Origin of the sequence: Aquitalea magnusonii (genome assembly GCF_002217795.2) — a bacterium.
In the GTDB taxonomy this organism is placed as follows: Bacteria; Pseudomonadota; Gammaproteobacteria; order Burkholderiales; family Chromobacteriaceae; genus Aquitalea; species Aquitalea magnusonii_B.
On record NZ_AP018823.1, the window covers coordinates 2,045,199 to 2,059,005 of the forward strand.

At 59.1% G+C, this 13,807-nt stretch carries 11 protein-coding genes; 1 reads left to right on the forward strand and 10 read right to left on the reverse strand.

The features are described from left to right. Positions 1–64 precede the first annotated feature (64 nt). From DLM_RS09770 to DLM_RS09795, 6 genes are all read right to left on the reverse strand, one after another. Positions 65–991 carry a LysR substrate-binding domain-containing protein gene (locus DLM_RS09770; RefSeq protein ID WP_089083253.1) on the reverse strand — a complete coding sequence of 309 codons (927 nt, stop codon included), beginning with the start codon at positions 989–991 and terminating at the stop codon, positions 65–67. A 137-nt stretch (positions 992–1,128) separates the two neighbouring features. Next, the gene (locus DLM_RS09775) at positions 1,129–2,448 is read right to left on the reverse strand and encodes a sigma-54-dependent transcriptional regulator (RefSeq protein WP_089083252.1); all 1,320 of its coding nucleotides are present in this window, start codon (positions 2,446–2,448) and stop codon (positions 1,129–1,131) included. Between the two features lie 3 nt (positions 2,449–2,451). After that, entirely contained in the window at positions 2,452–4,275 is a 1,824-nt protein-coding gene (locus tag DLM_RS09780; protein ID WP_167467081.1) for an ATP-binding protein, read from the reverse strand. A 207-nt stretch (positions 4,276–4,482) separates the two neighbouring features. Beyond that, positions 4,483–6,165, reverse strand: a complete 1,683-nt coding sequence (aspT, locus tag DLM_RS09785) for an aspartate-alanine antiporter (RefSeq protein ID WP_089083526.1) — start codon at positions 6,163–6,165, stop codon at positions 4,483–4,485. Positions 6,166–6,287: 122 nt separating this feature from the next. Then, positions 6,288–7,946: an NAD-dependent malic enzyme gene (locus DLM_RS09790; RefSeq protein ID WP_089083250.1), complete on the reverse strand. Its 1,659-nt coding sequence runs from the start codon at positions 7,944–7,946 to the stop codon at positions 6,288–6,290. Between the two features lie 526 nt (positions 7,947–8,472). Further along, entirely contained in the window at positions 8,473–9,462 is a 990-nt protein-coding gene (locus DLM_RS09795) for an NAD-dependent epimerase/dehydratase family protein (RefSeq protein ID WP_231960142.1), read from the reverse strand. A 96-nt stretch (positions 9,463–9,558) separates the two neighbouring features. Here DLM_RS09795 and DLM_RS09800 point away from each other — a divergent pair, with 96 nt between their 5' ends. After that, positions 9,559–10,476, forward strand: a complete 918-nt coding sequence (locus DLM_RS09800) for a LysR family transcriptional regulator (protein WP_089083248.1) — start codon at positions 9,559–9,561, stop codon at positions 10,474–10,476. 501 nt (positions 10,477–10,977) lie between these two features. Here DLM_RS09800 and DLM_RS09805 read toward each other — a convergent pair. The 4 genes from DLM_RS09805 to DLM_RS09820 all read right to left on the reverse strand — a co-directional run bounded on the left by DLM_RS09805 (position 10,978) and on the right by DLM_RS09820 (position 13,778). Next, positions 10,978–11,610: a hypothetical protein gene (locus DLM_RS09805; protein ID WP_089083247.1), complete on the reverse strand. Its 633-nt coding sequence runs from the start codon at positions 11,608–11,610 to the stop codon at positions 10,978–10,980. Between the two features lie 109 nt (positions 11,611–11,719). After that, positions 11,720–12,100 (reverse strand): GNAT family N-acetyltransferase, encoded by a 381-nt coding sequence (locus DLM_RS09810; protein WP_167467082.1) that lies wholly within the window; start codon positions 12,098–12,100, stop codon positions 11,720–11,722. 444 nt (positions 12,101–12,544) lie between these two features. Beyond that, the gene (locus DLM_RS09815) at positions 12,545–13,429 is read right to left on the reverse strand and encodes a DUF5677 domain-containing protein (RefSeq protein ID WP_089083245.1); all 885 of its coding nucleotides are present in this window, start codon (positions 13,427–13,429) and stop codon (positions 12,545–12,547) included. A gap of 31 nt (positions 13,430–13,460) precedes the next feature. Then, positions 13,461–13,778, reverse strand: coding sequence for a hypothetical protein (locus DLM_RS09820; RefSeq protein ID WP_089083244.1), 318 nt, complete (start codon positions 13,776–13,778; stop codon positions 13,461–13,463). Positions 13,779–13,807 lie beyond the last annotated feature (29 nt).

The following is a 13,807-nucleotide window of genomic DNA, read 5'->3' on the forward strand; positions in this document are numbered from 1 at the left end:
GAGACAAGCGGAGACTGTAAAAAGCCCTCAGGCCGGCCGCCAGACCGGATCGGGCAACAGGTGTTTAGCGATTGTAAACAGTGGCTCCCGGCCACTGGCCGCTGCGGGCCAGTTCGCTGGCCACCTGCTGCAGCACCACGCGGGTGGCCAGCCCGGCCGGGGACAGCTCGTCATCGGACAGGCTCACCAGCAGATTGGGGCGGCTGATGTTGTCATCCACGATGTCAATCAGGCGCAACTGTTCCGCCGGCAGGCGGGCAACGGCGGCACCGGGCTGGATGGTGGCGCCGTAACCGGCGCACACCGCGTCCATCAACAGCGGCAGGCCGTCGATTTCGGCGCAGATGTTCAGTGCATGGGCAGCATGGGCGCTGGCGGTATTGAGCAAGGCACGCAAACCATGCGGGCCGCTGGGCAGAATCAGCGGCATATCGCCCAGCTCGGCCAGGCTGATGTGGTCTTGCGTGGGTGCTGCAGGCAGGTCGCGGCGGCAGATCAGGAACAGGCGCTCATCCAGCAAGGGCAGCACGCTCCAGCGCCGGGTGCGCTCGGCCTGAAACAACACCGCCAGATCCAACTGGCGCGCGCCCAGCATGGTGGCCAGATTGCCGGACAGGTTTTCCACCAGATGCAAGCGGATGTCCGGGTAACGCTGGCGCATGGCCGCCATGAAGGGCAGGCCCAGCACGCCGGTGGTGCTGGGGGCCATGCCCACGCTGACATGGCCGGACAGCCGTGCCAGTTGGGCGGCGCGCATGGCGTCGTCGGCATGGCGGATGGCCAGTTGCGCCTGCCGCCAGAACGCGAGGCCGGCATCGGTGGGTACCACGCCGCTGGAGGTGCGCTGCAACAGCCGGGTGGCCAGCTCGCCCTCCAGCCGGCTGATCTGCTGGCTTAGCGCCGAGGTACCCACGCCCAGCTCCAGCGCGGCCCGCCCCATGCTGCCCTGCGCCACCACGCTGACAAAATAGCGCAATTGGCGTAATTCCATCACTCATCCTCTGCCGCCTGCGCGGCTATCCAGTTGGCACGCTGCGCGCTGGCAGCGTGCTGGCATCTGGCAAAATGCCTGCCTGACAAAGCCGGCCACGGCATCCCTGCCCTGCTGCCGGCTCCTGCGCCATGGGCTTACTTTTCTTCCAGATCGTATTTGCGGATCTTGTCGAACAGCGTGGTCTTGGCGATTTTCAGCACTTCGGCGGTTTTGGAAACATTGCCGCCCTGCTTGCGCAGCTCTTCGGCAATCATGCCCTTTTCAAACGATTCCACCGCCGCGTGCAAGGTGAGCTGGGTATCGGCCATGGCGCTGCCGGGCAGCATTTTCAGGTCCAGCACAAAGCGGTCGGCCTGATTGCGCAGCTCGCGCACATTGCCCGGCCAGTGGTAGGCCATCAGGTCGCGCACCACTTCCGGGGTGATGGCCGGTGCCGGGCGGCTCATGCGCAGCGCGGACTGGGTGACAAAGTAATCAAACAGCAGCGGAATGTCCTCGCGCCGGGCGCGCAGCGGCGGCAGGTCCAGCGTCACCACGTTCAGGCGGAAGTACAGGTCGGCGCGGAATTTGTCTTCTTCGGCCAGCTTGGACAGGTCGGCCTTGGTGGCGGCAATCACGCGAAAATCCACTGGAATCAGCCGGTTGGAACCCAGCCGCTCAATCACCCGCTCTTGCAGCACGCGCAGCAGCTTGATCTGCATCGGCATGCTCATGCTTTCGATTTCGTCCAGGAACAGCGTGCCGTGCTGGGCGTATTCGATCTTGCCGATGCGTTGCTTGCTGGCACCGGAGAAGGCCCCGGCTTCGTGGCCGAACATTTCGCTGTCGAACAGGGTTTCCGGCAGGCCGCCGCAGTTGAGCGCCACAAAGGGGCCGGTGCGGCCGGACAGGTCGTGCAGGCAGCGTGCCAGCAACTCCTTGCCGGCACCGGTTTCGCCGTTGATCAGCACATCGGTGGGCGTGGCGGCCACGCCCTGCACCAGGCGGCGCAGCTCGGCCATCACGTTGGAGTTGCCAATCAGCCGGCTTTCCAGCCCGCCATAGGCGGCCAGTTGCTTGCGTAGCTGGCGCACTTCCAGTGCCAGGCGGCGTTTTTCCAGCGCGCGCTGCACCACCGACACCAGCACTTGCGGCAGGAAGGGTTTCTGGATGAAGTCGTAAGCGCCGTCGCGCATGGCTTGCACCGCCATGGCAATGTCGCCGTGGCCGGTAATCAGGATGACCGGCAGGTCGGGATCGTCGGCCAGCAGCTCCTGCATGAAGGCCAGGCCGTCCATGCCGGGCAGGCGGATGTCACTGACGATGATGCCGGCAAAGTCACGGCCTATGCTGCGGCGGGCTTTTTCTACCGAATCGAAGCCCTGGGCCTGGATGCCGTCCAGCCCCAGTGCCTGCACATAGCCCAGTTGCACGTCCTGATCGTCCTCGATCACCAGTACTTGTAGATTGCTCATGCTTTACTCCTGCTTGTTCTGTCTGAGCGTGATGGTGAATACCGCCCCGCCATCCGGGTGGTTGTCGGCGGACAAGATGCCGCCGTAGGACTTGATGATGTCCGAGGACAGGGCCAGCCCCAGGCCCAGTCCGCTGGTTTTCTTGGTGGTGAAGAAGGGTTCGAAAATACGGGCCTTCACTTCTTCGGACAGGCCGCTGCCATTGTCGCGCACGCTGATGCGCACGATATCGCCCTGACGCGACCAGTCCATGCTGATCTGCGGATGCTCCACACCGGCCAGCGCATCAATGGCATTGCTGATGAGGTTTACCAGCACCTGTTCCAGCCGCACCGCCTCGCACAGCACCACGATGTCGGCGGGTGACGGCGGCAGTTGTAGCTGGATGTGCGTCTTTTTCAGGCGGTGGTTCAGCAGGAACAAGGCGTTTTCCACCGCCTGCGTCACCGCCACCGATTCGCGCTCGCCATCTGGCCGGCGGGCAAAGGATTTCAGCTGTTCGGTCAGCGCGCCCAGCCGCACCACGATGTCGGTGATACGTTCCAGATTGGCCCGCGCGGTGGTGAGGTCGTTGATTTCCAGAAAGCGCACGGTATTGGCCGACAAGGCGGACAGCGCCGCCAGCGGCTGGTTGATTTCATGGGCGATGCCGGTGGATAGCTGGCCGATGACCGCCAGATTTTCGGTGCGGATCAGCTCGTTCTGGAAGTTTTCCACCTGGCGCGCCGCCTGGATGCGCTCTTCAATCTCTTTTTTCAGGCTGGCATTGGCCTGTTTAAGCTCGCTGCTGCGTTGCTCGACTTGTTCTTCCAGGTGGTCGTGCGCCAGTTGCAGATTGCGCCGTGCCTTGGCCTCTGCCTTCAGGTTCATGCGCCACAGCCGTACCGAATGCAGCAACAGGCAGGCAAAGCCCACCGCCACCGCCACGGCCAGCGCGCGGGTCATGGCCAGGCTGTGCAGTTCGTGGGTGTCATTCAGCATGGTCAGCGTCATGCCGCTCACCGGGATGGTCTGGCTGATGGCCAGGTATTCGTGCCGACTGCGGCCCTGCCCCATCTGCACCAGCATGGCCTGGCTGTTGAGCACGCTTTTGCGCAGCCAGATGGGCGGCTTGATCACCTGCTTGTTGTACTGCTGGGCTTTTTCCAGCGCCAGCCTGGCCTCATAGCTTAGCGGCACCGTGGCGTGATACTTCCAGTCCGGCACCGATGACAACACCACCACGCCATTGGAATCGGACACCAGCAGCGGCTCCACGATATTGCCCCACATGTGCTCCAGTTGCTCCAGCCCTATCTTGATGGCCACCACGCCCACCCGCTCCTGCCCCTGGTAAATGCCGGTGGCCAGATAAAAGCCGGTGGCATTGCCGGTGGTGCCAATGGCGTAATAAGTGGTGATGCGGTTGGCCGCGGCCTGCTGAAAGTAAGGCCGGTAGGCAATATTGCGGCCGACAAAGCTGTCTTTTTGCTGCCAGTTGCTGGAGGCAATCACCTTGCCCGCCTTGTCCACCAGATAAGCCTGCAAGGACCCGGCGCCCTGATTCAGCCGCACCAGGTACTGGTTGGCGCGCGCCAGTTGCCGGGAGTCATCCGGCATGGCCAGTGCTTCGCGCAGGGTGTCGTTATAGGATGCCGCCAGCGGCAACAGGCCGAACTTGTCCACCTCGTGCTGCAAAAAACCGGCATTGCGCGCCACACGGCGCACCGACTCCTGCTGGCGCTGCTGCAACTGCTGTTGCCAACTGACGGTGTACACCACCCAGGCCGACAGCAAGGACAGCGCCATGGAGATCAGCAAATAAAGATAAAAACCGCTTCGTTTCATACGCACTCCGGGCCTGGCCCGTTTGGCTGGATTCACGTCGTCGCCCGGTGGCGGCTGGCAGATGGTGGCTGGCATATGGACATTATCCCACAGCACAGCGCCACTTTTTGCGCCGCAACATGCAAAGCAAAAAAACCACGCGGGGCATACCCGCGTGGCAAGGTCATGGCAGGGCCACGACGACCGAAAGGATAAAGAACAAGACGGCTAGAACACGTTGACCAGCACAATGGTGAACACCGCCATCACCAGCCGGGATACCGCATAGCCTACGGTATAGCCCACGGCAGGCACTTTGCTTTGCGCTGCGTCCTGCAATGCGCCCAGCGCGGCCGTGGTGGAACGGGCACCGGCACATGCGCCCAGCAGGATGCCAGGGTGGAACTTGAACACGAAGCGTCCCAGCAGCAGGCCGACAATCAGCGGCACCAGAGTAACCACGGCACCGGCAAACAGCAGGGTCAGGCCGTATTGTTGCAGGCCGGAAATAAAGCCAGGCGCGGCATTCAGGCCAATCACCGCAATAAAGCCGTTCAGGCCGACATTATTGAACACCCACAGCGCCGGGCCAGGAATCTTGCCGAAGGTACGCATGGTGGCACGCAGGTAACCGCACACGATACCGGCCACGATGGAACCCACCGAAGTACCAAAGCTCAGCGGAATACCGGCCACATGCACGGTGATGGCACCCAGAATGCTGCCCACCACGATGCCGAAGCCCATGAAGGCCATGTCGGAGTTTTCCAGCGGACGGTCGGCATAGCCCAGTTCCTTGGCCACGGCCACCACGTCCTGCTTGGCACCCAGAATGGTCAGCACGTCACCACGCTGCACCACCACATCATGCCCCATCGGCATGTCCAGCTCGCCACGGCTAAAGCGGGTGAGGAACAGACCACGGCCCGGCTTGCCAAACAGCGCGGTAGTGATGTCGCCCAGGGTTTTGCCTGCGTATTTGCGACTGGTCACCACCAGGTCGAGCAGTTCGGTGGAGAAGTCCAGCAGCGGAACGTCTTTCACTTCCTTGCCAAAATGGTTCTGGTATTTCAGCAGCGCGGTCAGGGTGCCGGAAATGGCCACCACATCGTTGCGCTGGATGCGGGTAGTGCCTTCGCAATCGACAATCTTGGCACCCACGGCCTGACGCACGCGGCGGACAAAGATTTCGTGGTTGAACATGGCTTCCACTTCGGAAACCGTCTTGTCAAACAGGTCGACATTGCTCAGCAGGAAGGCGCGGGCGGAAAACTCGCGGTAAGCGGTGCTGCCCACGGTGTGGCCGTTGCCGTTTTCCTTTTCATAGCTCTTGCACTCTTCGGCCAGATTGAAACCCAGCACTTTCGGGGCAAACGTCGCCAGGAACCAGGCAGAACCGGCAGTACCAAACGGGTAAGTCACGGCATAGGCAACCGGCATCAGCGCCATGGCCACTTTCACGCCGCCAGGCATCTGGTTGACCTGGTTGAGCAAGTCGGTTGCCACGCCCAGCACGGTGGAGTTGGTATAGCCACCGGACAGCAGGCCGGCAGTCAGCGCGGCGTCGTAATGCAGCATCTTGCCCAGCAGGATGGCCGTTACCAGACCGGACGCACACACCAGAATGGTGAAGAACACCTGCGAAATACCGTCACTCTTGAGCGCGCGGATGAACTGCGGGCCCACCGCATAGCCGACGGCAAACAGGAACATGGCAAAGAAAGTGGATTGCAGCACCGGCGGAATCACCAGATGCACCTGGCCAATCAGCAAACCGGCCAGCAAGGTGGAAGTCACCACCCCCAGATTGAATTTGCCCAGACTGAGATTGCCCACCCAGAAGCCGACAGCGATGGTCAGATAGATCGCAATCTCCGGATACTTCTGCAGGGTATGAATGATGTAGTCCATGATAGACACCTTTGTATTGTCAGCCACCGCCAGCCGGCAAGCCGTGTCGGCGGTGGCCATCGGGCGCGGGTGGCACCCGTCAGCTATTCATGCACCGCCCGACCGAGCGGTGCGTGCCCTTCTTAATATTGCGGCTTGTAGAGCTGGCTCTCGATCCAGGCACGGATATCACGCGGACGCTCCACCTGGGCCAGACCGGAATCGAACATGTACTCGGCAATGCGTGCGGCCGTGGTCACTTCGGTTTCCAGAATCTGGTCCTGGCTGGGGAACAGCATGCTCTTGGCGCGCTGGGTCAGCGTTACCTGATCGGCGGTGGCATGGGCAGCCACGATGAAGCATTCGTCGTTCAGGCGGGTCGGGCGGCAGCAGTAGGTAGCCAGACCGATGGCCGGGTAGATGTAGAAGTTGTTGGCCTGGCCCGGACGGAAGGTCTTGCCTTCGTAGTCAAAGTCGGGGAACTGCACGCCAGCAGCAAACAGTGCCTTGCCCTTGGACCAGGTGTAGGCTTCCTCAGCAGTACACTCGGCCTTGTGGGTGGGGTTGGACAGCGCAAAGATGATGGGCTGTTCGTTCAGCTCGCTCATCAGCTCGATCACCTCGCGGGTGAAGGCACGGGCCTTGGTGCTCACGCCCACCAGCACGGTCGGCTTGAAGTCACGGATGGCTTGCAGGAAGTCCTTGCACGGCTTGGCCGGACGGGCATACAGCTTCTGGGTTTCGGACAGATCAGTACGGGAATGCTCGATCAGGCCGTTGATGTCGAACAGGGCTACCTGTTTACGGGCGTCGGCTTCGCTCAGGCCCAGGGTTTGCAGTTCGGCGCAGAACAGCTTGGCAATGCCAAGACCGGCAGAACCCGCACCCAGGAACATCACGCGCTGATCGGTCAGCTTGCCGCCGGTAATGTTCATGCCGGCTGCAATACCAGCCAGCGCCACGCTGGCAGTACCTTGAATGTCATCGTTGTAGCAGAGGATCTTGTCTTTGTAGCGATCCAGCATGCGGATGGCGTCGGTGCCCTTCCAGTCTTCAAAATGCACGCAGCAGTTGGGGAACACTTCCTGTACGGCCTGGATGAATTCTTCGGTCAGTTCGTCCAGCTCGGCTTCGGAAACCGGTGCTTCGCGGGTGCCCATGTAGAAGGGGTCGGCGCGCAGGGTTTCATTGGTGGTGCCAATGTCGAACAGCACCGGCAGCAGGCCGGCCGGCGGTACGGCAGCGCAAGCGGTGTACAGTTGCAGCTTGCCAATCGGAATACCCATGCCGTTGGCGCCGATGTCGCCCAGGCCCAGAATACGGCCACCGGTGGATACGCAGATGAAGCGCACGTCTTTTTCCGGCCAGTTGCGCAGCACTTCGGCCATGCGGCCCTTCATGTAGCGGGTGATGTACATGCCACGGGCGCGGCGGTAGTTGTTGCCGAAGGTTTCGCAGGCATCAGCCACGGTCGGGTCGTACAACACCGGGATGAAGCGTTTCGGGTCGGACATGATGGTCTTGTAGAACACCGTTTCATTACGGTCTTCCAGGCCGATCAGGTAGATGTAGCGTTCCAGATCGTCGGCTTTTTCGTCCAGGTGAGCCAGCACGCGTTCCACCTGACGGTCCAGGTTTTCCACCGCATGCGGCAGCAGGCCTTCCAGACCCATCTGGCGACGCTCTTCCACGGTGTAAGCCGTACCCTTGTTCAGCTTCGGTTCATGCAGCAGCGGCATGCCACCGGCCACGCCCTTGGCGCTCAGTTTGTCATTCTTGACGGAAGTGTTCTTTACAGTCATGGCAATCTCCAGTTTGTATCGAATGGGTGAGTAGAAAGCTTCTCAGCTGCCCTTCTTATTGCAACTGGCGTGCCAGCCTTTTTGCCCGGTAAAAAATTTTTAAATCATTGATTTTTATGGAGTTTTATTTGAGCAAAAAACCCTACTGACGTCAGGCCGTACTTTGCCCCGTACGGCGGGTGCGGAAGTCCGTACTTTGTTTGTGGGCTTTATGCAGACATGAAAAAACCCGGCCAGCCGATGGGGCTGCCGGGGTGCGTGGAAGCGGTCATCCGCTCATGCGGACGATGTTTGTGACGGTGCTGGGCGTCGCTACGGTGGGAAATACGGTGCGCCAAACGGTATAAGTCCATGGGATTTCTCATCCGCCAGCAGGCGGCACCAAGGCTGCATGGCAGGCATCGGCCGTCCAGCATGCTCGATACGGCATTTCTGCTTTACAAGCCGCACAGGGCTGCGCTTGCGGCAAGATGCAGGCCCCTGGCAGACCAACACAAGCCCTGGCTTGTACAAGCCTGCAGCGGCACTACACACCACGCGGCACGCTAAAGCTGGCCTCCATACTCGCCAGCGTGGCTTCCACCGCTTCGTCCAGGGGCGTATGTGGCTCGCTGCCCAGCAGCGCCATCAAGCGGGCATTGTCCATGCGCACCGGCTGACGCCACAAATAGCGCATCTCCAACATCTCCCGCAGGGTGAGTACAAAAGGAGCCGCCAGATAGATCAGCCACCAGGGAAACCGGCGCACCCGCGGCGGCATGCCACCGCGGGCGGCAATAACACGGCAAATTGCCGCTGCCATCTGGCGGCCATCGGCATCCCAATGCCCCGCCATATGAAAGGTGGCAAACGGGTCAAGCTCATGCCGCCTGGCCAGCAACGCAGTCATGGTCCGCGCAACATCCGGCAGGTATGACCATTGATGCCCCACTCCGCGATCACCAGGCAGGGCAAGCGTCGTAACCGGCTGGCCGGGCTTGAGCAAGCCTTGGGCAAACCAGTTGTTGCCCGCGTGCGGGCCAAAAAAATCGCCAGCCCGGACCACAATGACACGCGCCCCACGACAACTGGCGGCCTGCAGCCGGCCTTCCAGTTCGACACGGATGGCACCCTTGCGGGTGAGCGGACGTTGCGGCGCATCTTCCCCAATCAGCGGAAACGCGTCTGGCCCATAGTTGTAAACCGTACCGGGCAACACGATGGTGGCACCCTGGGCAATGGCGGCCGCGATGGTGTTGTCTATCATCGGCAAAACCAGCTCCGACCAGCGGCGATAACCCGGCGGATTCACCGCATGCACAATCACATCACACCCCTGCGCCGCATGCATGACATCGTCCCGGCACATGGCATCACCTTGCAGCCACAACATGCCGTCTTGTGGCGGCTGCGCTTGGCGCTGTCCGCGCGTGAATGCCCGCACCTGCCACCCGGCGGCCAGTAACTGGCGGGCAATTTCACCGCCGATGCCGCCTGCGGCGCCCAGTACCAAGACCACCTTGCCTGTCTTCATCATCCAGCTCCCGTGTGCTGCGTTGCGATGACTGGATTCTGGCGGGTGTTTCATACAAAATAAATTGACCAACACCACCCATCAGGTATGCATTTTTGTATGGATAACGCTATTGGCTGGGAACTCTATCGCTCATTCCTCAGCGTGCTGCAGGAAGGCTCCTTATCCGGTGCCGCGCGTGCGCTGGGCATCACGCAACCCACCGCAGGCCGTCATATCGCCGCACTGGAAAAAGCGCTGGGATTTGCCCTGTTTACGCGTTCGCAGTCGGGCCTGATCCCCACTGCGGCAGCCTTGGAACTGCGCAGCCACGCCGAATCCATGCACAGCGCTGCTGCAGCCCTGCAACGGGCAGCCGAAAGCCACGGCAGCGGCGTGCAAGGCACGGTACGCATTTCAGCCAGCGAGGTAATTGGTGTTGAAGTTTTGCCGCCCATCATCGCGCGCTTGCAGCAGCAACATCCGCAACTGAAGGTAGAACTGGTATTGACCAACCGGGTGCAGGATCTGCTGCAGCGCGAGGCCGACATTGCCGTGCGCATGACCAAGCCGCAGCAGGATGCGCTGATTGCACGACACATCGGTGATGTCATGCTGGGCTTGCATGCGCATCAAGACTACCTGGAGCGCTGCGGCACACCGGCAACGCTGGACGAATTGGCCACGCACACCCTGATCGGCTTCGACAAGGAAACACCCTTCCTGCGCGCCGCAGCAAAAGCACTGCCGATACCGACACCGGGCGGTTTCTCGCTGAGAACCGACAACGATATCGCCCAACTGGCGCTGATCCGTGCCGCATGCGGCATCGGCGTGTGCCAGATTGCACTCGCCCGGCGCGATGCAGCGCTGGTGCGGCTGCTACCGCAGCAGTTTGCACTCAGCCTGGCTACCTGGATTGTGATGCACGAAGACTTACGCAGCACACCACGCTGCAAAGTCACCTTCGATGCGCTGATCAACGGCCTGCAAGCACACATCCAGCAAGGACAGCCACCGCACGGCACCAGCCAGTAACAAGGCCGCCACCAAAGCGCAGCATGCTCCCCTCACCACCCGTGCCGGAAGAGCGTGTATGCCAAGCGCGGCAAACCGCTTGCGTCCGCGTAGCGTGAATTAAGCCGCAGCCGGGTTTCGGCCCTGGACAGTGACGGTCAGTCTTGAAAAGCAGATATTCAGAAAGGTCTGGCTTCACCAGCCTGCGTGGCTTGTCACACAGGGCCGTTGGATGATGACTCAGGTATCTTGGCAAGCGACAGCACATGAATGCCTTCAACAATTGGCAGACCGACACCAGCCGACAAGGGATACTCCGCTACCTCCCCGGTAAGTACATAACCACGCCGCTGGTAGAACGCCAGGAGTTCTGGCCGTGAAGACAGAACCGACATATTGAGTAGCGATGCCTTGTATGGTATTAGACTCCAGCAAATGTCCAACTCCGAATATTTCTATCCGTCGACGCCAATAAAAAAAGGCACCATCCGTGGATAGTGCCTTTCTGTGTGTGGCGGGTACTTAATTTGCAGGGAAGGGCTGAGTATCTGGCGTGGTGTACTTGATCAATTCCGTCTTTACCCAATTATAACGTCTACCGAGCAGATCGGCATACGAGGATTCAATTTTCACGAATGAACCAATTGAAGGTGCATACCAACACACCTCTTGCCATGGCCCGCGCCGGTTGGTTTCATCACTATACCATGAGCCATTCCTCTTGATTCGGTATGTATCAAAAACACCGGCCTTGGTTTCCACCTTTTCAGTAGCTTGGACAGAAACAGTTACCGGACCAATACGATCTTGGTATACATGTTCTTCGCCAACCGTGAGTGGCCACTTAAAGATTTGATACTCGGTGATATCACCGGTTTTTTTGTTTACAGCAAAGCTGTTCAGGTCTTTGTTCTGGAAGAACTTGTAGTTCCCTTCATTGTTGATGCCGTCGTAAGCGTACTTGCCATTTTTCATGCCCTTGAAAGTCAGTGTCCAGTGCTGTTTCTCTATCCCTGTAAAACCATCTACTCGCTGAAACTCATATGTGGAACCGGGTGTCAGAACGGGGGGCATGACATCCGCCGCATTGGCTGAGAGCACAGTAAACATGGCTACTGCGATCAGGATGGCTTTGGCTTTAATGGTGGTTTTCATGGCTACTTCTTTCTAATCAGCGATCTGTTATTAACACTATACCGACCCGACAATACCAAATCCATAGAGGTTCTGGGTGGAGTAAAATCTAGATTAACCTGAATTGTCTTCACAATCGCATCATATTAAATCCGCAATCGCTATCGAATAAATGTTCGGTGGCGTATGCCTCAGCATGACGCAGCATTTGCTTGCCAAGACCTTGGGCCTGCATGGCGGGATCAGTCGCCAGCATGCCGATGTAAGCGCCAGACCGGTCTCCTTGCACATGTACACAAGCGACAATCTTAGGCCCGAGGCACAACAGCAGAATCGTGGACTGTTCGTGAAGTAGCGAAAGAACTTGCTCAGCAGTCGTTCTTGCGCCAGCAATCAGATTCGCCTCGTGAGTCCAGCCCGCCTCTTGCGGCGAGGGACGGTAGGCTCGGTTGACAAGAGTGGCAATTTCTTGCGCATCGGCTTCACCCGCAATGCGTAGTTCAAATGACATTCGCGCTTTCATGGCTTAAGCCAGCTGATATTGATATTTACATGCCACTTCCGCGCGGCGGACGGGAAAGAGGGCTTGCCTGGCCAAGCCCTCCTTCACCGCCAAGGCCACCCCGGCAAGTATGGCCTGCGGCGGCCCGACAGGACCCGACCGAGGCGAGGCGCGCCTGAACTCGCGATTTGCTAACGTCAAATCGCTCAGACATTGCAGGCGATTACTTACCTCGCCCCGGCCACCCGTCGGCATGCTTGACGGGGCCCAGTGGGCGCGTTGGTGCGGTGGGGAATCAAGCAGATAAGACGATTCCGGATGCTACCAAATTGATTTCTGCTTACGACCCAAAGCAGTCTATGCCCTCATGAAAAAGTAGGCACTAACGTTTGAATTCATCCGACTGCGCGGCATTTCGCGCAGGTCCAGTGGAATGATGGGTTGGGAAGCATTTCATTCTTCGCTCTCTGTGTCGGCTGCCTGCGGCATGGCAGGCGGAAATGAAGACGACGGCTTTGTACTCAACTCTAGGAGCCGCGCAAATATCTTTTCCTCTGCGTTCAATGGTGCTTGCATGTTCTGTTGCCCAAAGAACGTAGCAAGGAAGCCGCAACCAGCGTGCAGCACTCCGATGAATATCTCTTCCAGATGACGCACGGTCGCGGCTTGAAATGCCTTAGTAGTTCTTTCGCCCTTCAAATGCGCGGAGTAGAAGTAGCTTGCACCGAAGGGAGAGCCGTGAATGATCTCGGATGAAAGAGAGTAGATCAGACCATAAGCTGCAAGTAGGCGTGACCCAGATCGCCGTCCCGCTAATTCGCCTACTCTCCTTATTCGGCTAGGCACATCGAGGTTAGTCCACGAGCCGTTACCCTTACCACTGAACTCGGGATACTTCTGCGTGAGCGTGGCCTGGGGATCAGGGTCTGAGCGAACTTCAATCGAGAACTCACCGCTCCCAAATTTCCGATTGTGGTGACGCCAAGCAGCAAAGTCGATGTACCGGATGGCTCGTGCGGCAACATTGTCCGATTCGGCCAAGAGATAGCTAGCGTTTACGAAGGATTCGATTGCCGATCTAGCGACCGGATACGCATCTCGAACCGGGATGCCGCGAAGCTTCGCCACATGCAGCAACGTTTCAAATGACTGACCTGCGGCCATAGCCAGAAACGTGCTTGTGCGCCGTTGTCCGTCACCAAGCGTACAAGTTAGCTTTTCCCCTTCGAAGCTTGCTGGGCCCTCCGACGCGACGAAAAGCGCGAGACGAAGAAATTCCTGCTGGAGCATGGCCAAGCCGCGCAGTGCATCAAGGAGCGGAAGCTCTTCGGTATCCATTACGAGGAACTAAAAAATGATGGGTTGGGCATCACTTGTTGGCGGCGGGCTTCCAATATGACTTCTCTTCCTCAGTCAGACCGGCAAGGATACGGTTGGCAATGCTTACAAGTTCTGCCGGAGAATTTCCGAAAGCTCGGTAGTTGGACAATACGTATCTCTTTACCGTATTAGGCCACCGACCATCATGATCAGCTTCCGCAATCGTCGATTTTGCCGTTTGATAATTTCCGTATCTGGCACCCATTGCCTGTTCGAGCGCCTTTTCAAAAGCGCCGAAGGACCATTCATCAGTCCTTGCCTCGAATTGATCCAATACTTGAACTTTGGTTTTGGAAAGCTTGCTCATAAGAACTCCTGTGATCTCAGTACTCGTAA

Excerpts from the sequence above, each read along its gene's own strand:
- DLM_RS09800 (WP_089083248.1), top strand. The coding sequence starts at position 9,559 with ATGGATAACGCTATTGGCTGGGAACTCTATCGCTCATTCCTCAGCGTG.
- DLM_RS09770 (WP_089083253.1), bottom strand. The coding sequence starts at position 991 with ATGGAATTACGCCAATTGCGCTATTTTGTCAGCGTGGTGGCGCAGGGC.
- DLM_RS09805 (WP_089083247.1), bottom strand. The coding sequence starts at position 11,610 with ATGAAAACCACCATTAAAGCCAAAGCCATCCTGATCGCAGTAGCCATG.
- aspT (WP_089083526.1), bottom strand. The coding sequence starts at position 6,165 with ATGGACTACATCATTCATACCCTGCAGAAGTATCCGGAGATTGCGATC.
- DLM_RS09795 (WP_231960142.1), bottom strand. The coding sequence starts at position 9,462 with ATGATGAAGACAGGCAAGGTGGTCTTGGTACTGGGCGCCGCAGGCGGC.
- DLM_RS09790 (WP_089083250.1), bottom strand. The coding sequence starts at position 7,946 with ATGACTGTAAAGAACACTTCCGTCAAGAATGACAAACTGAGCGCCAAG.
- DLM_RS09820 (WP_089083244.1), bottom strand. The coding sequence starts at position 13,778 with ATGAGCAAGCTTTCCAAAACCAAAGTTCAAGTATTGGATCAATTCGAG.
- DLM_RS09815 (WP_089083245.1), bottom strand. The coding sequence starts at position 13,429 with ATGGATACCGAAGAGCTTCCGCTCCTTGATGCACTGCGCGGCTTGGCC.
- DLM_RS09780 (WP_167467081.1), bottom strand. The coding sequence starts at position 4,275 with ATGAAACGAAGCGGTTTTTATCTTTATTTGCTGATCTCCATGGCGCTG.
- DLM_RS09810 (WP_167467082.1), bottom strand. The coding sequence starts at position 12,100 with ATGTCATTTGAACTACGCATTGCGGGTGAAGCCGATGCGCAAGAAATT.
- DLM_RS09775 (WP_089083252.1), bottom strand. The coding sequence starts at position 2,448 with ATGAGCAATCTACAAGTACTGGTGATCGAGGACGATCAGGACGTGCAA.